The following is a 25,377-nucleotide window of genomic DNA, read 5'->3' on the forward strand; positions in this document are numbered from 1 at the left end:
TTTCTTTCCTCCCATTTACTCTTTTACTCCCCCAGCAGTCATACCTCCTATGATATGGCTTTGTAAAGTCACAAATACAATGATGACCGGAATCATGGATATGACGGACATTGCCAGAAGACTGTTCCAGTCAACTGAGTATTCGCCGGAATAATTGGCCAGCGCAAGCTGTATGGTATAACGCTCCTTACTGTTAATTACCAGTTTAGGCCAAAGGTAGTCATTCCATCTCCACATAAAGGAAAAAATGCAGAGCACTGAAATCACCGGTCTGGCAAGCGGAACCATGATCCGCATTAAGATACTGGTCTCCGACGCTCCGTCTATTCTGGCAGCTTCCATATAGGCATCCGGAATTCCCACATAATACTGTCTTACTAAAAATACGGCTGTGGGAGATGCAACGGCCGGAATGACCAATCCCCATAAGCTGTTGTAGAGATTAACCGCTACAATCACTTTAAATATGGGAATCATGATAACTTCCAGAGGAATCATCAGAGTGGCAAGCACAATACCGAATAAAAGCCTGTCCCCTTTAAACCGGTATTTTGCAAACGCATAGCCGGACATTACATTTACAACAACGGTAAGAAAGGTTGCAGCCACACTGGTAAACACCGTGTTAAAAAAATAGATGCCAAAATGCCCTTCATTCAGTGCCTGCTGATAATTGGATAAGGATGGATTCTTCCCGATCAGGCTGGGTGGCCAGGAAAACAATTCACCTGTACTTTTAAAGGAAGAACCTATTACCCAGAGAATCGGCATCAAAAACAAAAAAGCCAGAATCAGAAGAACTATCCATATTATTCCCTGTACTAAGTATTTTCTGCTTTTAGTCTGCATCCTGCTCACCTCCCTTATTTACCCGAAACTGAACCACAGTAAAGACAGCCAGCAATACAAACAGAATCATAGTCATGGCACTGGCGTACCCCATCCGGTTCTTCTCAAACCCGGTCTCCTGAATTGTCTGAACCATAAATTTCGTCCCACCTGCAGGTCCGCCCTGGGTGAGGGCATAAACCAATGGATAAGTTTTTATAATGGTAACCGTGGATAATACCAGAACCAGTAAACTGGTGGGTTTTAACAGTGGAAGTGTAATATAGCGGAACTGATGGAAAAATCCGGCTCCGTCAATTCTTGCCGCCTCATAATACGTCTCTGAAATGGCCTTAATCCCGGATATGAACATAACCATGTAATAACCTGACATGCTCCATGCCGTCACAAAGATCACCACGCCCATGGCATAATTCTGATCCGTCAGCCATTTAACGGGAGAATGTCCCATGGCTGTGAGAAGATAATTGATAACACCAAACTCCTCACCCAAAAGGAACCTCCAGGTCAATCCTACAATAATGCTTGAAATCATTACTGGCCAGTAAAATACCGCCCGAAAGAAATCATTTCCCCTCCTGGCACCTGACAGCAAAAGTGCAAGCCCCATGGCTGATGCATACACCAGAGGCACCGAAACCCCGGTAAAGAAAATGGTTCTGAGAAAAGAATCCCAAAATCCCCGGTCCGAAAAAAGCCTGATATAATTTTTAACCCCCACAAAAACCTGTGGATTCACCCCATCCCACTTTGTTAAAGATATCCACAACCCGTTTAGTGCCGGATAGAACAGAAACAGGCCGAATATTAATAACGTAGGAGCAAGCAGCAGATAAGGAAATGCTTTCCGCTCAAACTTTCTCATAGTTTTTACCTCCTTTTTTATGATTATAGCATTAAAAAAGAAAGAAAAATCCAGTTTAATTATGCAAATATTATAGATTATTGTCATTTCTGCACATGCAAAGAAGCCCTGACAGGCAAACCTGTCAGGGCTTCTTCAATCTTATTCTTCTATATCAACTTCACTAATAGCTAAAATCTCATCTGCATCCTCAAAACTGTCGTCAGATAACAGGATTTCATCATCTTCGGTCAGAAGAATCTCACCATCTTCCTCAAACTCAGCATCTGTGCTTAAGTTAATGGTCCGGTAACGCTTCATACCGGTACCGGCCGGAATCGGCTTACCGATGATAACGTTCTCTTTTAATCCAATCAGATGATCCACTTTTCCGTTGATTGCTGCTTCGGTAAGAACCTTTGTGGTCTCCTGGAAGGACGCTGCCGATAAGAAGGAGTCGGTAGCCAGAGATGCTTTGGTGATACCAAGCATAACCTGCTTTCCTTCTGCCGGTTCCTTGCCTTCTGCAAGAAGCGCCTCATTTAAATCATTATAGTCAAGAACATCCATAGAAGTTCCCGGAAGAACATCACTGTCTCCGCTTTCTTCTATCTTAATCTTCTTAAGCATCTGTCTTACGATCATCTCAACGTGCTTATCATTGATCTCAACACCCTGAAGGCGGTATACACGCTGTACTTCCTGAATCATATAATCCTGTACAGCACGAACTCCCTTGATCTTTAAGATGTCATGAGGATTCACACTACCTTCTGTCAGCTCATCGCCGGCTTCCAGCACCTGACCATCCTGTACCTTGATTCTGGAGCCATAAGGGATCAGATAAGTCTTGGAATTACCTGTTTCGTTCTCAGTTACGATAATTTCACGTTTCTTTTTCGTATCTTTCATGGTCACGACACCGCCGAACTCTGCAATAATTGCGAGACCCTTTGGCTTACGCGCCTCAAAAAGCTCCTCGACACGGGGAAGACCCTGTGTGATATCGCCACCGGCAACACCGCCGGTATGGAACGTACGCATGGTCAGCTGTGTACCAGGCTCACCGATTGACTGGGCTGCAATAATACCAACAGCTTCGCCTACCTGAACCGGCTGTCCGGTAGCCATGTTGGCTCCGTAACATTTTGCACAGACGCCTAAATGAGACTTACAGGTTAATACGGTACGGATCTTTACAGAATCACGCCCCAGTTTGTTCAACACCTTCATCACTGCCGCCGCACGCTTAGGCGTACACATATGGTTTGCCCTTATAATCACTTCTCCTGTATCCGGGTCCGTAATTGTCTCTGCAATAAAGCGGCCTGTAATTCGTTCCTGAAGACTCTCAATGGTTTCCTGTCCGTCTGTAAACGCCTTGATCTCCATAAATGGTGAATCTTTTCCTTCACAGCAGTCAATCTCCCTGATAATCATATCCTGGGATACGTCTACCAGACGTCTGGTTAAATAACCGGAGTCAGCGGTACGAAGAGCCGTATCGGAAAGTCCTTTACGGGCTCCATGAGCAGAGATAAAGTACTCCAGTACGTCAAGACCTTCACGGAAGTTGGACTTGATAGGAAGTTCGATGGTATGACCGGTTGTATCTGCCATAAGTCCACGCATACCAGCCAGCTGCTTAATCTGTTTATCAGAACCACGGGCTCCGGAATCTGCCATCATGTAGATGTTGTTGTATTTATCAAGGCCTGTAAGCAGATCATGGGTTAACTGGTCATCCGTCGTTTTCCATGTGTCGATTACTTCTTTATAACGCTCTTCCTCAGTGATAAGACCACGGCGGAAGTTCTTTGCAATCTGGTCAACCGTAGCCTGCGCATCTGCGATCAGCTTCGGCTTGCTCTCCGGCACAGTCATGTCGGAAATGGATACGGTCATAGCCGCTCTTGTAGAGTATTTATAACCAATTGCTTTAATATCATCTAATGTTTCTGCTGTCTGAACAGCTCCGTGTACATTTATTACTTTTTCAAGAATCTGCTTCAGCTGTTTTTTACCTACATGGAAATCAACCTCAACAGCCAGTTCATTTTCCGGAATGGTACGATCTACAAAGCCTAAATCCTGAGGTACGATCTCATTGAAAATGAAACGGCCCACTGTAGATTCCACAACTCCGGCTTTCACCGTACCGTCTGGCATCTTCTTAGTAACTCTTGCCTTAATTCTGGAATGAAGGGTAACTGCCTGATTCTCATAAGCAAGAATTGCTTCATTTATGCTCTTAAATACCATACCTTCACCCTTGGCACCAGGTCTTTCCTGTGTCAGGTAGTAGATACCAAGAACCATATCCTGAGATGGTACCGCAACCGGGCCACCATCAGAAGGCTTCAACAGGTTGTTTGGAGATAATAAAAGGAAACGGCACTCTGCCTGTGCCTCTACGGAAAGAGGCAGATGAACCGCCATCTGGTCTCCATCGAAGTCGGCATTAAATGCGGTACAAACAAGAGGATGAAGCTTAATTGCCTTACCTTCAACCAGAATCGGCTCGAAGGCCTGGATTCCCAGTCTGTGGAGGGTAGGCGCACGGTTTAACATAACCGGATGCTCTTTGATTACATCTTCAAGAACATCCCAGACCTCTGTCTGAAGACGTTCCACCATCTTCTTCGCATTCTTGATATTGTGTGCAGTTCCGTTAGATACAAGCTCTTTCATTACAAAAGGCTTGAACAGCTCAATCGCCATCTCTTTTGGGAGTCCGCACTGATAAATCTTCAGTTCCGGTCCTACTACGATAACAGAACGGCCGGAGTAGTCAACACGCTTTCCTAAAAGGTTCTGACGGAAACGGCCCTGTTTACCCTTTAACATATCGGATAAAGATTTTAAGGCACGGTTTCCAGGTCCTGTAACCGGTCTTCCACGTCTGCCGTTGTCGATTAATGCATCGACCGCTTCCTGAAGCATACGTTTTTCATTGCGGACAATGATATCCGGTGCTCCAAGCTCTAAAAGACGGGCGAGACGGTTATTACGGTTAATAATTCTTCTGTATAAATCATTTAAATCGGAGGTTGCAAAACGACCGCCATCCAGCTGTACCATAGGACGGATATCCGGAGGAATAACCGGAACAACAGTCATAATCATCCACTCCGGCAGATTTCCGGAGTTGCGGAATGCTTCCACAACCTCCAGTCTCTTTATAATTCTTGCACGCTTCTGTCCGGTTGCGTCCTTTAAGCCCTTCTTTAAGTCCTCAGAATCTTTTTCAAGATCGATGGAATGAAGAAGCTCTAAAATAGCTTCCGCACCCATTCCAACGCGGAAAGAACCATAGCCGTACTTATCTACTTCTTCCCGGTATTCTTTTTCTGATAAAACCTGCTTATACTGCAGTCCTGTACTTCCCGCATCTAAAACTACATAGGAAGCAAAATATAACACTTTCTCCAGTGTTCTGGGAGAAATATCAAGGATCAGACCCATACGGCTTGGTATTCCTTTGAAATACCAGATATGGGATACAGGGGCAGCAAGCTGGATATGACCCATACGTTCTCTTCTGACGCTGGCCTTTGTTACTTCAACACCGCATCGGTCGCAGATAACGCCTTTATACCGGATCTTTTTATATTTACCGCAATGACATTCCCAGTCCTTGCTGGGTCCGAAAATCCGTTCGCAGAACAAACCGTCTTTTTCCGGTTTTAAAGTTCTGTAGTTAATCGTCTCAGGCTTTTTCACCTCACCGTGGGACCATTCCAGAATTTTCTCCGGGGATGCCAGACCAATCTTTATGGCATCGAATGTCATTGGGTGGTAAGTTTCATTATTTTCAGGCATGAGCGGTTCTCCCTTCTATTATTCTTCGTCTGAATCGTCAAGTTCTACGTCATCGAAATCCTCAAAAGAATCGTCGATACCGTCCGCATCCTCTTCTTCATCAACATTTACCAGTTCAGCATCCTTGAATTCCTGTTTCTGATAACCGAATTCACCAAAGGATTCCTCATCATGGTAATGTTTGTCGCCTTCAATGATGGATCTTAAATCAGTTTCCTCATAATCCATGCTTTCAGCTATCTGAACCTCTGTATTATCGTCACGCAGCACTCTTACATCAAGTGCCAGAGACTGAAGTTCTTTCAACAATACCTTAAATGACTCGGGAATACCTGGTTCAGGAATATTTTCACCCTTAATGATAGCCTCATAGGTCTTTACACGTCCTACTACATCATCGGATTTCACTGTCATGATTTCCTGCAGTGTATAGGAAGCACCATAAGCCTCCAGGGCCCAAACCTCCATCTCTCCGAAACGCTGGCCGCCGAACTGTGCTTTACCGCCCAGAGGCTGCTGTGTAACCAGTGAGTATGGTCCTGTTGAACGGGCATGGATCTTATCATCAACCAGATGGTGCAGTTTCAGATAATGCATGTGTCCGATGGTAACCTTACTGTCAAAATATTCTCCGGTACGTCCATCACGAAGGCGGACTTTTCCGTCTCTGGTGAGCGGAACACCTTTCCATAAACTTCTGTGATCCAGATGTTCTCCCAGATATTCAATTACGTCAGGTCTTAAGGTATCTTTATATTTTTCCTGGAAGTCTTCCCACTCCATATTTACGTAGTCGTTGGCTACATCCAGGGTATCCATAATATCAATCTCGTTCGCTCCGTCAAATACCGGTGTGGATACGTTAAATCCAAGTGCTCTTGCAGCAAGGCTTAAATGGATCTCCAGCACCTGACCGATGTTCATACGGGAAGGCACGCCCAGAGGGTTTAATACGATATCAAGAGGACGGCCGTTTGGAAGGAATGGCATATCTTCTACCGGAAGCACGCGTGAAACAACACCCTTGTTACCATGACGTCCGGCCATCTTATCACCAACAGAAATTTTTCTCTTCTGTGCGATGTAAATGCGGACTGTCTGGTTTACGCCCGGTGAAAGCTCATCACCATTCTCTCTGGTAAATACTTTTGCATCAACGATGATACCATAAGCACCGTGAGGTACTTTTAAGGAAGTATCGCGGACTTCTCTCGCCTTCTCACCGAAGATCGCACGCAGCAGTCTCTCTTCTGCAGTCAGTTCTGTCTCTCCCTTAGGAGTAACCTTTCCGACCAGAATATCTCCTGCACGGACTTCCGCACCAATACGGATAATTCCTCTTTCATCCAAATCCTTTAATGCATCCTCGCCGACACCGGGAACATCACGGGTGATCTCTTCCGGTCCCAGCTTGGTGTCACGGGCTTCCGCCTCATATTCCTCAATGTGGACAGAGGTATAAACGTCTTCCTTCACCAGTCTCTCACTTAAGAGAACCGCATCCTCGTAGTTATAACCTTCCCAGGTCATGAATCCGATCAGCGGATTCTTACCGAGGGCGATCTCACCTTTTTGTGTGGAAGGGCCGTCAGCAATAACATCTCCCTTTGCCACATGGTTATTCTTAAATACGATTGGCTTCTGGTTGTAGCAGTTGGACTGGTTGCTTCTCTTAAACTTGGTTAAGCGGTAAACATCTTTTCCGCCATCGGAATCACGTTTGATAATGATCTCATTGGAAGCGGAACGCTCAACCACACCGGAGTTTCTTGCAACAACGCACACACCGGAGTCAACGGCAGCCTTGGACTCCATACCGGTTCCTACAACAGGAGCATCGGTAGTGAGCAGCGGCACGGCCTGACGCTGCATGTTTGATCCCATGAGCGCACGATTGGCATCGTCGTTCTCCAGGAAAGGAATCATGGCTGTTGCTACGGAGAATACCATCTTCGGAGAAACGTCCATTAAATCAATATTCTTTCTCTGGAATTCGGATGTCTCCTCACGGAAACGTCCGGAAATATTCTTATGAACGAAGTGTCCTTCTTCGTCAAGCGGCTCATTCGCCTGAGCAACTACGAAGTTATCTTCTTCATCTGCGGTTAAATAAACAACTTCATCGGTAACCACCGGATTGTTTACATCTGTTTTATCCACAACGCGGTACGGTGCTTCAACAAAACCGTACTGATTCACTCTCGCATAAGTAGCAAGGGAGTTGATCAGACCGATGTTAGGACCTTCAGGCGTCTCAATCGGACACATACGTCCGTAATGAGTATAGTGAACGTCTCGAACCTCGAATCCGGCACGGTCTCTGGAAAGACCTCCAGGTCCTAAGGCTGATAAACGCCTCTTATGGGTAAGCTCAGCAAGCGGGTTATTCTGATCCATGAACTGGGACAGCTGGGAACTGCCGAAGAATTCCTTAACAGCCGCAGTTACCGGCTTAATATTAATCAAAGACTGAGGTGTAATGCCATCCATATCCTGGGTTGTCATACGTTCACGTACAACACGTTCCATTCTGGACAGACCGATCCGGTACTGGTTCTGAAGGAGTTCTCCTACCGCACGGATTCTTCTGTTGCCCAGATGATCGATGTCATCTGCGTTACCAACTTCTTCTTCCAGATGCATATTGTAATTGATGGAAGCAAGAATATCTTCCTTTGTAATATGCTTCGGAATCAGCTCATTCACATGTCTGTGAATTGCCTTCTTCAACGCTTCTTCAACGTCGTTTCCAACTTCCGACAGAATTTTTTCGAGCGCAGGATAGAATACTAATTCTGTAATCCCTGCTTCCTTCGGATCAAATTTAACATGGGCTGACAAGTCAACCATTAAGTTGGAAAGGACCTTCTGTTTGTGCTCCACGCCTTCCAGCCATACGAAAGGAACAGCTGCGTTCTGGATGTCTGTTGCAAGCTGCTTGTCTACAGTTGTTCCAGCCTGTGCTAAAATTTCGCCGGTTGTGGTATCCACCACATCCTCAGCCAGAACATGACCGGTAATACGGTTTTTAAAATGAAGCTTTTTATTGAATTTATATCGTCCGACTTTGGCCAGATCGTACCGTCTTGGGTCAAAGAACATACTATTTAACAAACTTTCAGCACTATCAACAGACAAAGGCTCACCTGGGCGGATCTTTTTGTATAATTCCAATAAGCCATCCTGGTAATTATCAGAAGTATCTTTACCAAAGCTGGCCAGCAATTTGGGTTCCTCACCAAACAGTTCAATGATCTCAGCATTGGTACCAAAACCAAGTGCACGGATCAGAACGGTTACCGGAACCTTTCTGGTTCTGTCCACACGTACGTAGAAGATGTCATTGGAGTCAGTCTCATACTCCAGCCATGCACCACGGTTTGGAATCACGGTACATGCATATAATTCCTTACCTACCTTGTCGTGTTCGATACCATAATATATACCTGGGGAACGTACCAGCTGGCTAACAATTACACGTTCGGCACCGTTAATCACGAAGGATCCGGTATCTGTCATAAGCGGAAGATCACCCATGAAGATCTCATGTTCATTAATTTCATCTTTATCTTTATTGCAAAGCCTTACCTTTACCTTTAAAGGAGCTGCGTAAGTTGCATCTCGTTCTTTGCATTCTTCTATTGTGTACTTGATGTCATCCTTACATAATGTAAAATCGACAAACTCAAGACTTAAGTGTCCAGCAAAGTCTGCAATTGGAGAGATGTCTTCAAAGACTTCCTTCAATCCTTCATCAAGGAACCACTGATAGGAATTCTTCTGAATCTCAATCAGGTTTGGCATCTCAAGCACTTCTTTTTGTCTTGAGAAGCTCATTCTCAGGCTCTTACCGGCCGGGACCGGACGCATTCTGCTTTTCTCCATTGACGTTTCACCCCTGTTTTCTTTCTAATCATTTCTGTTTTGGGCATAAATGTCCCATTAAGGCACACAAAGCCACAATAGTGCACATTCCATAATATCATAGTGCTGTCAAGGTGTCAAGCATTTTTACTTGTATTTTCCATTAAAATGTGTTATACTATTGCAGATAGGCCCAATTTACAATATGAACTATTGGAGGTATTCCCGGTGAGCACATTTTTAAACGTATTATTAGTGATTCTTTTCATCGTAGTGATAGCTCTGGCAGTCCTTTACTTTCTTGGAAGAAAGCTGGAAAAGCGTCAGGTAGAACAGCAGCAGGCACTGGAAGCTGCGGCACAGACCGTTTCCATGCTTGTAATCGATAAGAAAAAGATGAGGCTAAAGGATGCCGGGCTCCCAAAGATCGTGTATGAACAAACGCCAAAGTACATGCGTCGTACAAAACTGCCGATCGTAAAGGCAAAGGTCGGACCCAAGGTTATGACATTAATTGCAGATGCAAAGGTTTTCGATGTACTTCCTGTTAAGACAGAGGCAAAGGTTGTGATAAGCGGTATCTACATAACCGAAATCAAAAGCCTTCGCGGCAAAGCAGTTCCCCCGACGCCAAAGAAGAAGTCTTTTTTGGACAGGTTTAAAAAGAGCAAAATTTAGACCATGTTACGATTCCTATCACCGGAACGTCTGTGATAGATGCCGATGAGCGATTTAAATTCGTTCATCGGCATTTTTATTACTCTTTTATAGATAAAGTTTAAAAATGCCAGATAAGTCTATTGACATACCGGAAATATATGATATAATCAAGCCATAAGATAGTTAGTAATAACTAACCAAACTTCAATAACAAATTTATATAAATGAATACCCGAAAGGAGAACTATTATGTTTAATCAAATTTTATTACCTTATAAATACGAAGCCCTGGAACCCCATATTGATGCACTTACAATGGAAACACATTATTCCAAACATCACGCAGCTTATACAAAGAACCTAAATGACGCGGCCCAGATCGCCGGAGTTGAAAATATGGATATTGTTTCCCTTCTATCTTCTCTGGATAAAATTCCGGATGAAGCCTTAAGAAAGACTATCAGGAACAATGGAGGCGGATTTTATAATCATAACTTATACTTCTCCACTATGAGTCCTGACGGCGGCGGGGAACCGGAAGGCCCATTAATGGCCGCTCTAAATGATGCATTTGGAAGTTTCTCACAATTTAAGGTCCAGTTAAGTGCACTGGCAGCCGGGCAATTTGGATCTGGCTGGGGCTGGTTATCCGCCGATAAGGCTGGAAAGCTTCATCTGTCGGCAAGTCCTAATCAGGATAATCCGTTGATGGAAGGAGGCGGTAAGGTTCCGATTCTGGGAATTGATGTATGGGAACATGCTTACTATCTGAAGTATCGGAATTTAAGAGCTGACTATATTAAAGCTTTCTTTGATGTAGTAAACTGGAAAGAAGTTTCTAATAATTATGATAAAGTGATAAAAGGATAAGAACATAATTTTGAGGAGGGAAAGCGAATCTGTTTTTCCTCCTACTTTTTTTAACCTAAAAATAAATTAACGATCAACTGCCCCCACAAGTCAGACCTAAAGTCCAACCTGCAGGGGCAGTTCGTTTTTAACTCAAAAGATGTATATCTGCAGCATCCTTCGAGCATACCTCCAGAACAATGTTGCATTCTGAAACATGCTGGTAATTGATATCCAGGGAATAATCCACCTGAACCTTTAATCGGTCTTCTTCCTCCGCTATCCTGATATCATTGGTTCTGATCCCGATCATCAGCTCCCCAAATGGCGTTGCATAACAGGAAATGTTTTTCTTTTCCTTCTCAAAGGTCATATGGACGCTGGTGCTTCCTCTCTTTATAATATCCATTCCATCCGGGTGGATCTTTATGGTATTCCTGGTAACACCCTCCAGCCCTTCCTGAACTTCATCATAAAGAATATAATGGCTGCCGTTTTTCAAAAAATAATCACCTCTTGTAATCATTTCCACGGCCTGATTATCATCTTCCACGATCTGTGCGCCGCTGATACTGATCAGAACGTCTCTTGTCATAGTATATAACTCCTCTAAAACTCTTCTATATTAATTTGTCTCGTCTCTTTCACCTGGCCTGGCAGAATAGAAGCTGCAAAACTCGTAAATTTTTCTGCCAGATCGCTGACATAAAAATGATATTTATCTACGCTGCTTCCACCATCAGGGTCGCAGATCAGTCCCTGTTCTTCAAGTATCTGCTTTAATTCCAGAGCTGTTTCATAAGCAGGATTTACCAATGTTACTTCTGGTCCCATCAGCCTTCCCACAGTGGAACGAAGAAGTGGGTAATGAGTACATCCAAGTACAAGGGTATCAATGTATTTGCCTTTTAATTCACTTAAATATCTGGATGCAATTTCATCGGTAACGGAATCATGAAGCAGTCCTTCCTCTACAAGGGGAACCAGTAAGGGACACGGCTTTCCCGTAACCTCAATGTCTTCCCGCATTTCTTTTATTACCCTGGAGTATACCCCGCTTCTTATAGTTCCTTCCGTCCCTATAATTCCAATCTTTCCATTCTTTGTTGACTCAATCGCTGTTCTTGCTCCTGCATGAATCACTCCAACAATAGGAATATCCAGATCATGCTCCACTGTCTCCAGTGCACAGGCAGTAGCAGTATTACAGGCAATCACAATGGCCTTTACATCCTGTGTCATCAGAAAACGAATGATCTGTCTGGTAAAACGGATTACCGTACTGCACGATTTGTTTCCATAAGGAACTCTTGCCGTATCTCCGAAATAAACAATTCTCTCATCCGGCATCTGCCTCATAATCTCTCTCGCTACCGTAAGTCCGCCTACGCCGGAATCAAACACTCCAATGGGAGAATTTCTGTCTGCCATATCATCTGCTCCTTACTCGTCAAATCTTCTCATGGCGTCTTCCATCAGACGGTCCACAAGCTCATCCTTGCTTATTCCTGCCGTTTCCCAAAGCATGGGATACATGCTGATTGCCGTAAATCCCGGCATAGTATTGATCTCGTTAAATATAACAGTTCCATCATTTTTCACAAAGAAATCCACTCTTGCAAGCCCACGGCCATCCACTGCCTGAAATACAGCCTTCGCTGCTTCTCGCACCCGCTCTGTGGCCCCCTCTGGCAGTACCGGAGCAAGAACTGTTTTGGAGTCCGCATTGTGATACTTGGCGTCAAAATCGTAAAACTGCGCTGCTGCAAGGATCTCTCCTACCCCTGAGACTTTAACCGGCTGATTGCCTCCGCCCAGAACGGCGCATTCAATCTCTCTGCCTACAATCATCTCTTCCACCAGAATCTTACGGTCATGTCTGGCTGCCTCCAATAAAGCCTCCTCCAGTTCCTTACGGCCGTCAGCACGGCTGACACCTTTGGAAGAACCTGCATTGGAGGGCTTTACAAATACCGGATACTGAAATCTCGCTTCCACTCTGGCAGTTATCGCATCCATCTTCTTCAGCTGATGACGCATAACCGGTACATAAGCGGCCTGTCTTACACCCAGGTCATCCACAATAATCTTCGTATATAATTTATCCATGGAAACCGCAGAGGATAAAACGCCACAGCCCACATAGGGAATTCCGGACAGCTCCAGAAGACCCTGGACTGTACCATCCTCTCCCAAAAGACCGTGAAGCACTGGAAATACCACGTCAGCTTTCACTAGCTTTGTCTTTTCTCCATCCAGTAACAGCACGCCTTTCATACCTGCATCAGGTGAAAGAACGGCTCGGATTTCCCCCTCTTTCCATGATTCATCTCGGATTTCCTTTACTGACTCTGTCTTAATCCAGTGACCTTCTTCTGTGATTCCGATCAAAAGCAGATCATATTTGTCTTTATTTATATGGTCAATGACATTAACAACCGACATACAGGAAACAACATGTTCCGATGACTGTCCGCCGAATAACACAACCGCAGTTTTTTTACTCATTCCGATCTCCTTAAAAAATTCTTGATTTACAGCGTTTATATTATAGCACAGATGGTTACAATTACAAATAGATTCCAGAAAAAAGGAGGAACCCCATGAAACAGAAACGTGATTTATTCTTATGTATAACCTGTCTGCTCATTGCTCTATTACTTTCACTGGCACATGACAGATCTGACAACGAAGCCCTCGCCGCCCGGATCGCACCTGAGATCCTGCGTTTTCATGTTCTCGCAAACAGCAACAGCACCAAAGATCAGAATTTAAAACTGAAGGTACGGACCATGCTTCTCAATTCAATATATGAAGACCTTGGCGAAAATGCATCACTGGAAGAGACGAAAACCTATATCCGCTCCCACGAATTTATTCTGGAGAAAAAAGCAGAAAACTACATGAAGAACCTGGGATTTAATTATCCCGCACATATGGAGCTTGCCTATAACTACTTTCCAACAAAAATTTACGGGGATATGGTATTTCCCTGTGGAACCTATGAAGCTGTGAGGGTAAAAATAGGCGAAGGAAAAGGACACAACTGGTGGTGCGTCCTCTATCCTCCGCTCTGTTTTACAGATTCGACCTATGCAGTGGTTCCAGATACTTCAAAAAAGATTCTGGAGCACTCCATCGATGAATCCGATTATTTAAAATTAAGAAAAGAACCATTAAAAATCCATGTACGGCTTAAAGTTTTGGATCTGCTGGCTGCAGGCAAAAAAGAAGTTACTTTGCCGAGTTCAAAATAATTCCGTCAACAGCCCACTGATAGGTGTTATATGCCTGGTAAAAGGTGTTATATGCACTCTCCTTTTCCCCCTGTGCCTTTAAGTAGGCCATCTGGGCCTGAAGGTACTGAATTTTGCTCAGCATTTTCAGATTATAGGAACGGTCTGCCTTCTCCTTTTCCAGTGTGGCTTTCTGGAATGCGGTATTCGCTGCCTCATAAGCTGTCTTTGACTGAAGGATCTCCTGATATAATGCCTGCATGGTAACGATTATATTCTGCTCTGCCTCTGATACATAATCATCTTTATTTTTCATTCCGGTAGTGGTTTTTCCGGAAGAGATATGACGTTCAGAAATAACATCATAATTATTGGAGACTGCTTTTTGGGTATCTTCTTCCAGATTCAGAGACGAAATCATCTCGTCGGTAAGCTGGGGAAGTCCGCCGATCGCAGGTGTTGCATTTGCAGAATATCCTGTCATCAGACACAGGGAACTGCTTAAATTATCAATTGTGCTGTTGATTTTCAAAAGAGATCCCTGGGCAGACAGCAGATCTTTTTGAGCAGATAATATATCTGCTTCTGTAGCCAGCCCCAGACCAGCGCTTAACTTCTGAGCCTCGTATGCTGCATTACTTAATTCAACCAACTTTTCAATCATAGATCGGCTTGCCTGGGCACTATTATACCCTATCATTGTCTGGTCAGCGTAATAAGTTAATGTTTTAGAACCTTTGTTTATATCAGCTCTTCCAGACGAATTCTCGCGGCTCATTTTATCCAGCATTTTTTGTGTATTATCTGCTGATTTTTTGTAAGATTTGATAGCATAATTTAACGCAGAATACTGCGTTGCCCCTTCCACAGTTTTCACTGCACCAGACTCTTTAAGCTCATCCGCGTCAGACTGAAGATCTATAACCTGACGTCTCATTTTGTCGACAATATATTGATAATCACCTATAAATGTAGAAAATGAAGTCTCTGCATTTTTCATAGTAGGATTAAAATATCTTACCAGATCCCCCAGCTCATCGAATTCAATCCTCTGATCATTCAGCCTGTTCCACTGCTCCTGTGTTACTCCTTCCGGTATGGGGTCTTCTGTCTGACCCGGGCCTGCTGCAAGTGCCGGAAATGCAACGTTTATTGAAAGGATGGCAGCAAGCAAAACTGGTGATATCCATTTTTTTCTCATATCATCAGCCTCCTGTCGAAGCCAGACCGTTCACCGCATTATGGTAAGTCTGAACAGACTGAAACAATGCAAGCTGTGCGGTGTGTACGCCATTCGACTTTGTAATGAAGGCATTCTTCTGTTTTCTGTAATCCAGCTGGCTCATGCTGCCAACTGAAACTTTTCTTTCCGCTGCTTCCATATTTTTACTTTCCAGATTGAATTCAGTAACTGCCTGGTCGTATGCGGCCTTCGCCTGCAGTACCTCCTGATAGCTTTTCACCAGATCTGTACTGATATTCTGTTCATTGCTGGCGATCGTCCGATTCAGGGTGTCTTTTGTTACGTCTGCAGTCGCATTGGCCAGCTTCTGCTTATTGATTTTCAGGGTATAGTTGTTGTTTAAAGCATTCTCCCTGTCTGCATCCGGATTCATGGCTTCAATCTGAGACATATCCACCTCAGGAATGTTCTTGATTTCAGGAGTATCATTGTATTTCCAGCCCAGCATAATACAAAGCTTCTGCCTTGTCTGTTCAATGGATGCAGTCTGCTTTTCAATGGAAGCCTGGGTATCCTGTACTTTCTGCAATGCATCAAGCACATCCGTCTGTGTTGCCATTCCTGCTCCCTGCTTTACCTGCGCAGACTGGTAGAGTGCCTGTAACAGCTCCAGATTGTCTTTTAATGTTTCCAGCTCATATTTCTGCTGGAAATAAGAGATCATTGAGGTTTGAGCTGTTGCTACCAGATTGGCTTCATCCTGGTCATAAGTAAGCTGATATACCGTCAGATCCTCCACATTTCTGTCTGCCTGCTCCTCAGCCTTTCTTGCTGCTACTGAATTGTTGGCATCTGCAACCGGATCATCTCCCGCAATGTTACTGCGGGCACTGTCTGCAGCATCCCGGTAATAGTCGGCAAACTCATCACTGGTAACCCGGTCATCTTTTTTCTTATCATTAATATCAATCTGGTTTTTCTTTACAGTCACATTATATTCGTGAATTAAATCTTTCAGTTCTCCGTATTCCATTACATTATCTCTAAGCTTTGCCCACTCCTCAGGAGTCCTGGCAAATTCCGGACTTCCGGCCCAGGCTGTTGTTGCCGGTGCGGAGAAGGCCAAAACAGCGGCAAGAATAAATGCACCGGTCTGTTTCCATTTTCTCATCCTATATCCTCCTTAACTGGAATTTTTATACTATGTTCTTCTATTATCATACCACAGGCTGTCAAAGGGCGGGAAACCACATTCTTCCATCATACATAACTAACGGGTTTCCCGTCCGGCTGTATTTAATCCGGCAGCTGGGTAGTGTCAACTTTTCCGCTCATCAGAGAATAATAAATCGGCAGCATAAGCATTGACAATATGGTAGAGGCTGTCAGACCACCCACATTTACCAGCGCAAGTCCCTGCATCGTCTCTGTGTTACGTCCGATTCCCAGTGCCATGGGAATCATGGATACAATGGTAGTCAGAGTTGTCATAAGTATGGGACGAAGTCTGGTAGCACCTGCTTCAATCAGAGCAGTATTCTTATCCATGGTAGCACGATACTGGTTAACCGTATCCACATAAAGAATACCGGCGTTTACTACCGTACCAATCAGCATTAAAAATCCAAGTAGCGAAGGCATGCTGATCTTAACATCTGCCGCCGCCAGACAGGCAAAGGACCCAATCAAACTGAACGGAATGGTGGTCATAACCATAAATGAGAATTTAGGTGATTCAAACTGAGCCGCCATTACCACAAAGATTAAGAACGTAGCGATGAGAATGGCTTTTACCAGATTTCCAAATTCTTCCTGCATGGATTCATCTTCGCTGTTTTTCGCCCGTGAAATCCTGTCGTTTAAATATTTACTTACAACTTTACTGTCAAGTTCTTTAATTGCTGCTGCTTTATCTTTCTTTGTCTTGATAACATCAGTAAAGGAACCTGTAATAGTTACCTGATACTGCTTATTTTTTCTGTTAATCGCTGTTGGACTGTCTTCATAACCGATGCTGGCGATATCAGTCAGAGCAGCAGAGCCTCCTGAACTGTTAGGTACGGTAATACCCTCTACCTTTTCCAGAGTATCATAGGTGCCCTCCGGATATTCAACCTTAACATCCACATTCTGTCCGTCAACATCCATGGTTGTCGCTTTTACACCGCTTAACATTCCGTTAAGCAGGCCTCCCACAGTTGCAGGAGCAACTCCCTCTGCTGCTGCCTTAATGGGATCAACACTTACTTTAATAACAGGCGCCGCATTCTCCAGATCAGAATGTACCTTAATCATCTCCGGCCGGCCGCTTAATTCAGCAACCATCTGGTCAGAAGTCTGCTTTAACAGATCCAGCTGGGCACTTTGAAGAATTACTTCAAAATCGCTGCTGCTGCCTCCCGTCTGGCTTACACTGGAGGTTGATTTCACAGTGACATTACAGTCCGGAATCTGGTTCATTGCCTTCTTCCATTTATTAACAACCTGATCGGTCGTAAGTGTTCTGTCACCCTTTAAATAGGCGGTTAAAGAACCATTGGTACCGCCGCTGAAGCTGAGTTCGCCTCCGCCATAGCTGACCATGTAGGATTTTAAATCGGGCTCACTGGTAACAATCGCCTCCAGTTTTTTTAATACCTGATCCGCTTCTTCAATCTTAAGACCCGGCTTCATCTTTGCAGTGATGGAAATTGTACCCTGATCTACAGACGGCATTAATTCAAATCCAAGCTTTGTTGCAAATACAAATGATGACAGAAGCAGTAATACGGACAGAATCATGACAAGTGCCCGTTTTTTTAACAGTGCACCTACTACCTTTCTATAACCATTCTGAAGGGCCTTAACAATTCCTCCCATAGGAGAATTCTGTCTTTCTGAAGGGCAGAACCTGCTGTAACATAAAGGTACAACCGTTATTGCTGAAACAAAGGAAGCCAGCATACAGAATACAATGGTATATCCCAGGGGTTTAAACATCTGACCCGTCAGACCTTCTAAGAATGCCAGCGGAATAAATACCACGCAGGTTGTTAACGTACCTCCGAGAATGGACTGCATGACAAGTCCGGTTCCCTCCATGGCTGATGATAAATATTCCCGGAATCCGGTTCCCTTCTGGGATCGGAAACAGCTTTCCAATACAACGATGGAGTTATCCACCATCATTCCGACTCCCAGCACGATACTGCTCATGGTAATTACGTTTAAAGAAAATCCCATGGCTGACATCATAATCAGTGATACGAGAATGGATACCGGTATGGAACTGCCCACAATCAGTGACGCTTTAATATCTCCAAAAAAGAGGAATATAATGATCATGGAAATAATAACAGCCATTATCATGGTATTCTTAACACTGTTAAGCGCGCTGGTTATCTGCTCACTGTTATCGTCTACTACAACAATATCAAGATTGGGATTCTCACTTTTTAAAGAAGAAATTGTCTTATTGACAGATCTGGAGACATCAACCGCACTGTTTTTCTGCTGCTTGTTAATGGATAAGGTGATGGTATCCTCTCCATTGTACCGGCCGATTGCCTTTTGCTTTTGTGAAGTTACGGCAATGTCTGCAATATCCTCCATGTAAATCGTCTTTCCATGACTGACTACAACCGGTACTTTTTTCAGACTTTCCACCGTCTTAACTTCCACTCCGGTACTGACTGATAGATCTCTTTTTCCCACTCCGGTATTTCCCGCAGGATAAGTGAAATCTGCAGCCTTGATCGCCTGACTGATGGAGTCCATACTAAGATGATACTGATTCATCTTCTCCGGTGAAAGGGTAACTCTTACATATCCCTCTTCTCCTCCGCTGATGTTGACACTGGCAACAGAAGTTATTTTCTCAAACTCAGGTACGATCTTATCATTTACATAATTGTATAAATTACTCTGCGAGGGATCGTTCAAAGACAGAGTCATGGACGGCATCTCATTGATGTTAAATTCCATAATGGACGGCTTTTCTGCATCTTTTGGAAGATCCAGACTGTCCATTTTCTTTTTTAAGTCATTATATGCCTTGTTCATGTCGGTTCCATAATTATATTCCATGTACACGATGGAAATATTCTGCTGAGAACTGGACTGAACGTTTTTAATACCGGAAAGAGTACCTACTGATTCTTCGATCGGCTTTGTAACCAGATCGTTAACATCTTCCGGACTTGCTCCCACATAAGTAGATGTAACTAACAGCATGGGGAAATTCATTTCCGGGATCAGTTCCATCTTTGCAGAAAAAACAGAGGATAAACCGAATACCAGAAGGCATAAAACAGCTAATACGGCAGTTATGGGCCGCTTTAAAACAAATTTTGTTATTCCCATTGTACCGCCTCCTTATTGTGCAGAAGCAGAAGTTTCTACCCCGGTTTCATTGCCTTGTGTATTCTCTTCCGATAAAGTCACTTTAGAGCCGTCATACAATTCGCTGGTCCAGGTCACAACTACCTGGTCATCTGCGGTGATGCCGGACTGGACCTCTGCATATTCATTGTTTGTCAGACCGATGGTTACTGCATTCTTTTTCAAGGTTCCGTCCAAATATGTATAAATAAATGGCTTACCTGCCTCATAATAAATGCTGTCGACCGGAACCGTAAGTACATTCTCTGCTTTTTGAGCTGTAACATAAAGTTTGACAGAGGTTCCTGTGGCAAGTGTGTCCCCGGAAGGAATAGAAGCCTTTACTTTAAATAATCCGCTGCTGCTGTCAACCATGGTGCTTACTTCTGTTATGGTTGCATCATGGTCGGTGCCATTTTTCTCTACCCGAATGGAATCACCGGCTTTCAGACCGTTTACAATCCGTTCAGATACATAAAATGTCAGGGACTTTCCTCCATCTCCTGAAATCACACAGATCGCCGTCTGGGGGGAAATCATATCATGAACGCTGATATTAAAGCTTTCCACTTTACCGGAAATGGGTGCAGTCACCTGACTGCTTTCCACCTGGAGATTATAAGAAATCTTAGCGTTCTCATATTGAAGTCTGGAGATTTCAACCTTATCCACAGTAGATTGATAATCAGCATCAGAAACATCTCCTGCAGCATGAAGGACTGTATAACGGTCCAGATTCTTCTTTGCATCCTCATATGTAATTCTGGAGGTCTCCATGGCAATCCGGGTACTTTCTACCTTTTTCGTATCAATGACGCAGAGAAGCTGGCCTGCTGTCACTGTATCCCCGGTCTTCACTGCAACACTTGTAACTTCACCTGAGTCAAGGGGTGTAACATGAACTATACTGTCCGGTTCTATGGTACCCATCAGTTCATTGCTGATTTCTATTGACCGGATCTGTGGCTTCTGGGCTGTTACTACGGGCGGCGCCTCTGCTACCAGCTCTTCTTTGCTTCCGTTTAAAATCTTTGGAAGTACAAGCCCTGCGAGAACAGCAACCAGTACGACTGTTCCTGCAATTATAAATATTTTCTTCTTTGTCATATCAAGCTCCTTATTATCCTTTCAGTCATAATATGATTTTAATTAGTTTTTTCGAATTCCATATTGTAATATCTCTAATTTTTCCTGAAATATTTTCTTAATTTTTTCTTCATCTTCCGGATGATGGTAATACCAGCCCATACAGCGGGCAAGTTCAAAAAGAATCATGGAAACAAGTCTTCCAAAAGTTTCAATATCGGAATACCTAAAATTTGACGTATCAATACAACGATACATTACCTCACGCAATTCAGACTGTTTATCCTTTTTTTCCCGGCATAAATTATGTATCACACCGAAAAGTTTTTCACTATCAAGAATATTTTCAACCAGCCTTAATACCCTTTCTTGTGTATTATTAATAGAGAACCCCAGAAATGTCTCCGCCGTCTTCCATAAATCACCATTACTTTTCTCTGCACATCTGACCCAGGACTCTTGAAAATTATCACCGGCATCTTCAAAAATATATCCCAGAACATCCCGCTTATCCACAAAATAAGTATAAAAACTTCCTCTTGATATTCCTGCGCTTTTTATTATCTTATTAATTGAAGCCTTTTCAAAGGGCACTCTGATAAACTCCTCGGTTGCAGCATCCCGTATTAATTTCTTTTTCTCCGCCGGAAGATTATAAAACCGCTCCGTAGGCATCCTTACACCTCATTTCCATTCTTATTCCGCATGTATTATGTATTAACTTAAAAAAGTGACAACATGTCATTTATTATAATGACACACTGTCACCTTGTCAAGAAAGGTTATATTTATTTTATAAATTTTCAGTTTAATTTATTTATTACTGTCCAGAAATTCTTTTAATGCTTCATCACTTTCCTCAATCCACAAGTCCTCTTCCTCTTCATTCAGTCCCAGGAACTTCGCAAGTGTGTCTGAGGTCGTGCTGTTATTCCATTCCTCAATATAATCATCAATTGACTCAAATTCGATTTCACCGGCCAGATATTTTTCTTTAAATGTCATACCATTCTTCCTTCTAATCCTGTCCCTTTATATTCTTGGACACTGTGATTTCCTGATTGTCGATATGTTCCCGCATAGCTACCTTAGCTTCTTCCACTCTGCGCTGTCTTACTGCCTTAAGTATGTGGTCATGCTCCAGTAATAATACCTGCCGTTTGTCCTCATCCTTGATATACTCCAGACGGTACCGGTACATCTGTTCTCTTAAATTATTGATCATCTGTATCAGTCTGTCGTTGCAGGTTCCCTTATAGATTACATCATGATATGCCTCATCTGTTTCTGCTATATCCATAGGTCTTCCATTGAGTACTGCATCACGGAACAGATCCTGCTTCATCTCCAGCTCTGCAACCTCCTCAGGCGTCATACGCTGGCAGGCAAGCTCGATCGCCAGCTCCTCTAAAGATCTTCTGACCTCCAGTACATCCCTTAAGCTTTTCTCTGATATCTTAGCTACTTCAGCGCCTTTTCTTGGAATCATGAGAACCAGACCTTCCAGCTCCAGTTTCCGGATTGCCTCCCTGATGGGAGTACGGCTTACTCCCAGGCGCTCGGCAAGCTGAATCTCCATCAGACGTTCGCCTGGTGCCAGTTCTCCTTTTAATATCGCCTGCCTTAAAGTATTAAACACCACATCACGAAGCGGCAGATATTCGTTCATATTTACTTTTAGATCATTACCCATGGGGTACCTCCTTGGTATTATAAAAATTCGTTAAATATACTTGCTTTGCCAGATTTCTGCTTTCACCATACCGCAGTTCCTCATACGCGTTTGAAGCCGCAATCGGATTGGTAAAGATGCCGAAAACGGTAGGTCCGCTTCCGCTCATTAATGCATTGACCGCACCCAGCTCTTTCAGCTTCTCTTTTATGTCTGCTATCACAGGATATTCCTGGATAGTTACTGTCTCTAATACATTGCCCAGGCGCTCAGACACCTGATAAATATTACGGCTCTTAATCGCAGCTATAAGACCGTCTATGTCCGGATGGTCCTCTTTTTTTAACCCGGCCAGATTCAGATGCTCATATACGAACTTGGTGGATACACTGACTGACGGTTTTGCAATCAGTACCTGGCATTGAGGCATATCCGCAAGGGGGGTCAGAATTTCTCCAATCCCTTCAGAAAGAGCCGTTCCTCTCATGATGCAGTAAGGAACATCTGCACCGATCTTAACGCCCCGCTTCATCAGTTCTTCTCTGGTAAGCCCGAGCTGAAACATCTTATTCACGCCAAATAAAACAGCAGCTGCATCACTGCTTCCTCCTGCCATACCAGCGGAAACAGGAATAAATTTTTTTAAGTGTATGCGGATTCCATGGGGCACATGAAACTCTTCCATAAGAAGCTTAGCTGCTTTATAAACCAGATTGTTTTCGTTGACCGGCAGATAATATAGATTGGTGACTACCTCAATCCCCGGTGTTTCTTTTAAATAAATATCAATTTTATCATATAGACCTACGGTCTGCATAATCATCCGAACTTCATGGTAACCATCATCCCGCTTTCTTAATACGTCTAAACCCAGATTGATCTTTCCATAGGCCTTTAATCCCAGATGTCTTATCATAAGCAAACATCCCTCACTTTTCGGTTTTCGGATTGTATTTTTTTATTATTTTGTATACAGTATTTATTATATAACGAAGTACATAAAAGTACAAGTGTTTTATAATCTTTTGTCCATTCTTTCTTTCATTAAATTTTTGTTAACTTTTCATAAAATTTTAAGCTGTTTCTATTAAAATTTTTTATTTGACAATCTGCAGGATCCATGTATAATGTTGTTATAACGAACGAGGGCGTTCCAAAGTGGAACTGCTCTCTTTTGCTGTTATTAAATCAAGGAGGTAGTGCTGTATGAAAAAATTGGAAATTATCATTAAGCCAGAGAAACTTGAAAACCTTAAGGCTGTACTGGAAGGTTGTAAAGTAAATGGTATTATGATCAGCAATGTCATGGGTTATGGTAACCAAAAAGGTTATACGCAGATGTACCGTGGTACCAAGTATAATGTAAACCTGCTCCCTAAAGTCAAAGTTGAGACAGTCGTACCAAAGGAGCTGGCTGATCCAATTATTAAGGCGGTCGTCGAAGAAATCAATACTGGTACTTTTGGCGATGGTAAAATATTTGTTTACGATGTTCAGGATGCAGTACGAATCCGAACCGGTGAGCATGGACGTGAAGCACTGTAGTTGAACCGGTATAAATTAACTGAATATGGAATGAATATAAATTATCAAAGAGGATAATTGCTTTTCTTAAGGCGATTATCCTCTTTTAATTTTACATTCCAGCTAATCCATTATAAAAATTCAGGAGGAGTTATAATTATGGAAAACACCACTTTATTACTAAACATTTTGTGGACGATGCTGGGCGCAATTTTGGTCTACTTTATGCAGGCAGGTTTCGCACTGGTAGAAACAGGTTTTACCAGAGCTAAAAATGCAGGAAACATATGCATGAAAAATATGATGGACTTCGTACTTGGCTCACTTTTCTTCTTTCTACTTGGTTTCCCTCTTATGTTCGGAAACAATATCGGAGGAATCCTTGGAGGATCCGGATTTTTAAATCCTTATTCTCTTGCAGATTCAGACGGATTATTCAACGGTCTTCCCATTGCCGTATTTATGATTTTCCACACAGTATTCTGTGCAACCGCCGCAACCATCGTATCCGGCGCCATGGCGGAACGTACCAAGTTTTCTTCTTATCTGGTCTATTCTGCCTGCATCAGCGTACTGGTCTATCCCATTACAGGACACTGGATCTGGGGTGGAGGCTGGCTTGCTGATATCGGTTTCCATGATTTCGCAGGTTCAACCGCCGTTCATATGGTAGGCGGTGTATGTGCCCTGGTAGGTGCAAAAATAGTTGGTCCCCGTATTGGCAAGTACAACGAAGACGGAACTCCCAATGCAATTCCGGGACACAATATTCCTTTAGGCGTTCTGGGCGTGTTTATTCTCTGGTTCTGCTGGTTCGGTTTTAACTGTGGTTCCACTACAGCCGCTACAACAACACTGGGTGATATCGCCATGACAACAAACCTGGCTGCTGCCGCTTCCACTCTGGTAACCTTGCTGTTTACCTGGAAACGTTACGGGAAACCCGATGTATCCATGACATTAAATGGTTCCCTGGCTGGTCTGGTTGCTATCACTGCAGGCTGTGACGTGGTAACACCCTATGAAGCAATTATCATTGGTGCAATTGCAGGTCTGGTAGTTGTTCTTGCAATTGAATTCATTGATAAAGTTGTTAAAATTGATGATCCGGTTGGTGCCGTAGGCGTACACGGCTGCTGCGGTCTTCTTGGTACTCTTCTTACTGGTGTATTCGGCGAAGGAGTCAGCTTCCTTCCCCAGTTAATCGGTGTTACAGCCGTACTGGTTTATGCAGCAGTAATGGCATTTATTATCTTTAGCGTAATCAAAAAAGTATTCGGCTTAAGAGTTTCTGACCAGGAACAGATCGATGGTCTGGATATGCACGAACACGGTATGTCCGCTTACAACGGATTCCGTATGGATAAATAATCTGCTTTCCCTCATATTTATATATCATACTTCCAAAAACCCCGGCTAAACAGTGCCG

The 25,377-nt window shown here is 43.4% G+C and carries 20 protein-coding genes; 5 read left to right on the forward strand and 15 right to left on the reverse strand.

All coding sequences use genetic code 11. From position 1 onward, the window contains the following. Window positions 1-15 precede the first annotated feature (15 nt). The 4 genes from CRO04_RS02080 to CRO04_RS02095 form a co-directional block, all read right to left on the reverse strand. Window positions 16-849 (reverse strand): carbohydrate ABC transporter permease, encoded by an 834-nt coding sequence (locus CRO04_RS02080; RefSeq protein ID WP_097002562.1) that lies wholly within the window; start codon window positions 847-849, stop codon window positions 16-18. Then, window positions 839-1,714 (reverse strand): carbohydrate ABC transporter permease, encoded by an 876-nt coding sequence (locus tag CRO04_RS02085; RefSeq protein ID WP_097002563.1) that lies wholly within the window; start codon window positions 1,712-1,714, stop codon window positions 839-841. Before CRO04_RS02085 ends, CRO04_RS02080 begins: the two co-directional genes overlap by 11 nt. 141 nt (window positions 1,715-1,855) lie before the next feature. After that, window positions 1,856-5,515: a DNA-directed RNA polymerase subunit beta' gene (gene rpoC, locus CRO04_RS02090; protein WP_097002564.1), complete on the reverse strand. Its 3,660-nt coding sequence runs from the start codon at window positions 5,513-5,515 to the stop codon at window positions 1,856-1,858. An 18-nt stretch (window positions 5,516-5,533) separates the two neighbouring features. Beyond that, window positions 5,534-9,400: a DNA-directed RNA polymerase subunit beta gene (locus CRO04_RS02095; RefSeq protein ID WP_207654384.1), complete on the reverse strand. Its 3,867-nt coding sequence runs from the start codon at window positions 9,398-9,400 to the stop codon at window positions 5,534-5,536. 207 nt (window positions 9,401-9,607) lie between these two features. On the opposite strand from CRO04_RS02095, the gene CRO04_RS02100 reads away from it, so the two are divergent. Both CRO04_RS02100 and CRO04_RS02105 read left to right on the forward strand, forming a co-directional pair. Beyond that, window positions 9,608-10,057, forward strand: coding sequence for a hypothetical protein (locus CRO04_RS02100; protein WP_097002565.1), 450 nt, complete (start codon window positions 9,608-9,610; stop codon window positions 10,055-10,057). Window positions 10,058-10,288: 231 nt separating this feature from the next. Then, window positions 10,289-10,909: a superoxide dismutase gene (locus CRO04_RS02105; protein ID WP_097002566.1), complete on the forward strand. Its 621-nt coding sequence runs from the start codon at window positions 10,289-10,291 to the stop codon at window positions 10,907-10,909. A gap of 127 nt (window positions 10,910-11,036) precedes the next feature. Here CRO04_RS02105 and CRO04_RS02110 read toward each other — a convergent pair whose 3' ends face one another. From CRO04_RS02110 to CRO04_RS02120, 3 genes are read right to left on the reverse strand one after another with little or no spacing between them, the layout of a single operon-like run. Beyond that, entirely contained in the window at window positions 11,037-11,483 is a 447-nt protein-coding gene (locus tag CRO04_RS02110) for a DUF1934 domain-containing protein (protein WP_097002567.1), read from the reverse strand. A gap of 14 nt (window positions 11,484-11,497) precedes the next feature. After that, on the reverse strand, window positions 11,498-12,319 hold the full coding sequence (murI, locus tag CRO04_RS02115) for a glutamate racemase (RefSeq protein ID WP_097002568.1): 822 nt from the start codon (window positions 12,317-12,319) through the stop codon (window positions 11,498-11,500). A 12-nt stretch (window positions 12,320-12,331) separates the two neighbouring features. Further along, window positions 12,332-13,396 (reverse strand): D-alanine--D-alanine ligase family protein, encoded by a 1,065-nt coding sequence (locus CRO04_RS02120; protein WP_097002569.1) that lies wholly within the window; start codon window positions 13,394-13,396, stop codon window positions 12,332-12,334. Window positions 13,397-13,491: 95 nt separating this feature from the next. On the opposite strand from CRO04_RS02120, the gene spoIIR reads away from it, so the two are divergent. Continuing rightward, window positions 13,492-14,145 (forward strand): stage II sporulation protein R, encoded by a 654-nt coding sequence (gene spoIIR, locus CRO04_RS02125; protein ID WP_097002570.1) that lies wholly within the window; start codon window positions 13,492-13,494, stop codon window positions 14,143-14,145. Here the strand turns inward: spoIIR and CRO04_RS02130 are convergent. The 8 genes from CRO04_RS02130 to ispE form a co-directional block, all read right to left on the reverse strand. Next, window positions 14,123-15,325 (reverse strand): TolC family protein, encoded by a 1,203-nt coding sequence (locus tag CRO04_RS02130; RefSeq protein ID WP_097002571.1) that lies wholly within the window; start codon window positions 15,323-15,325, stop codon window positions 14,123-14,125. The two genes, spoIIR and CRO04_RS02130, sit on opposite strands and share 23 nt — an antisense overlap. Before the next feature lie 4 nt (window positions 15,326-15,329). After that, a complete protein-coding gene (locus CRO04_RS02135; RefSeq protein ID WP_097002572.1) occupies window positions 15,330-16,478 on the reverse strand; it encodes a TolC family protein in 1,149 nt (382 codons plus the stop codon). A 125-nt stretch (window positions 16,479-16,603) separates the two neighbouring features. After that, window positions 16,604-19,648, reverse strand: a complete 3,045-nt coding sequence (locus CRO04_RS02140; protein ID WP_097002573.1) for an efflux RND transporter permease subunit — start codon at window positions 19,646-19,648, stop codon at window positions 16,604-16,606. 12 nt (window positions 19,649-19,660) lie between these two features. After that, on the reverse strand, window positions 19,661-20,773 hold the full coding sequence (locus tag CRO04_RS02145; RefSeq protein WP_097002574.1) for an efflux RND transporter periplasmic adaptor subunit: 1,113 nt from the start codon (window positions 20,771-20,773) through the stop codon (window positions 19,661-19,663). Between the two features lie 42 nt (window positions 20,774-20,815). Further along, complete coding sequence (locus tag CRO04_RS02150) at window positions 20,816-21,427, reverse strand: TetR family transcriptional regulator (RefSeq protein ID WP_097002575.1); 612 nt, start codon at window positions 21,425-21,427, stop codon at window positions 20,816-20,818. A 138-nt stretch (window positions 21,428-21,565) separates the two neighbouring features. Continuing rightward, window positions 21,566-21,757 (reverse strand): hypothetical protein, encoded by a 192-nt coding sequence (locus CRO04_RS02155; RefSeq protein WP_097002576.1) that lies wholly within the window; start codon window positions 21,755-21,757, stop codon window positions 21,566-21,568. 13 nt (window positions 21,758-21,770) lie between these two features. After that, window positions 21,771-22,445, reverse strand: coding sequence for a GntR family transcriptional regulator (locus CRO04_RS02160; protein WP_097002577.1), 675 nt, complete (start codon window positions 22,443-22,445; stop codon window positions 21,771-21,773). Then, window positions 22,438-23,340: a 4-(cytidine 5'-diphospho)-2-C-methyl-D-erythritol kinase gene (gene ispE, locus CRO04_RS02165; protein WP_097002578.1), complete on the reverse strand. Its 903-nt coding sequence runs from the start codon at window positions 23,338-23,340 to the stop codon at window positions 22,438-22,440. The genes CRO04_RS02160 and ispE overlap by 8 nt, the downstream gene beginning before the upstream one ends. Before the next feature lie 290 nt (window positions 23,341-23,630). Between ispE and CRO04_RS02170 the strand changes: the two genes are divergently transcribed. Both CRO04_RS02170 and CRO04_RS02175 read left to right on the forward strand, forming a co-directional pair. Then, window positions 23,631-23,969 (forward strand): P-II family nitrogen regulator, encoded by a 339-nt coding sequence (locus CRO04_RS02170; protein ID WP_097002579.1) that lies wholly within the window; start codon window positions 23,631-23,633, stop codon window positions 23,967-23,969. A gap of 138 nt (window positions 23,970-24,107) precedes the next feature. Then, a complete protein-coding gene (locus tag CRO04_RS02175) occupies window positions 24,108-25,319 on the forward strand; it encodes an ammonium transporter (RefSeq protein ID WP_097002580.1) in 1,212 nt (403 codons plus the stop codon). Window positions 25,320-25,377 lie beyond the last annotated feature (58 nt).

The organism is Lacrimispora amygdalina (assembly GCF_900205965.1).
Lineage (GTDB): Bacteria > Bacillota > Clostridia > Lachnospirales > Lachnospiraceae > Lacrimispora > Lacrimispora amygdalina_A.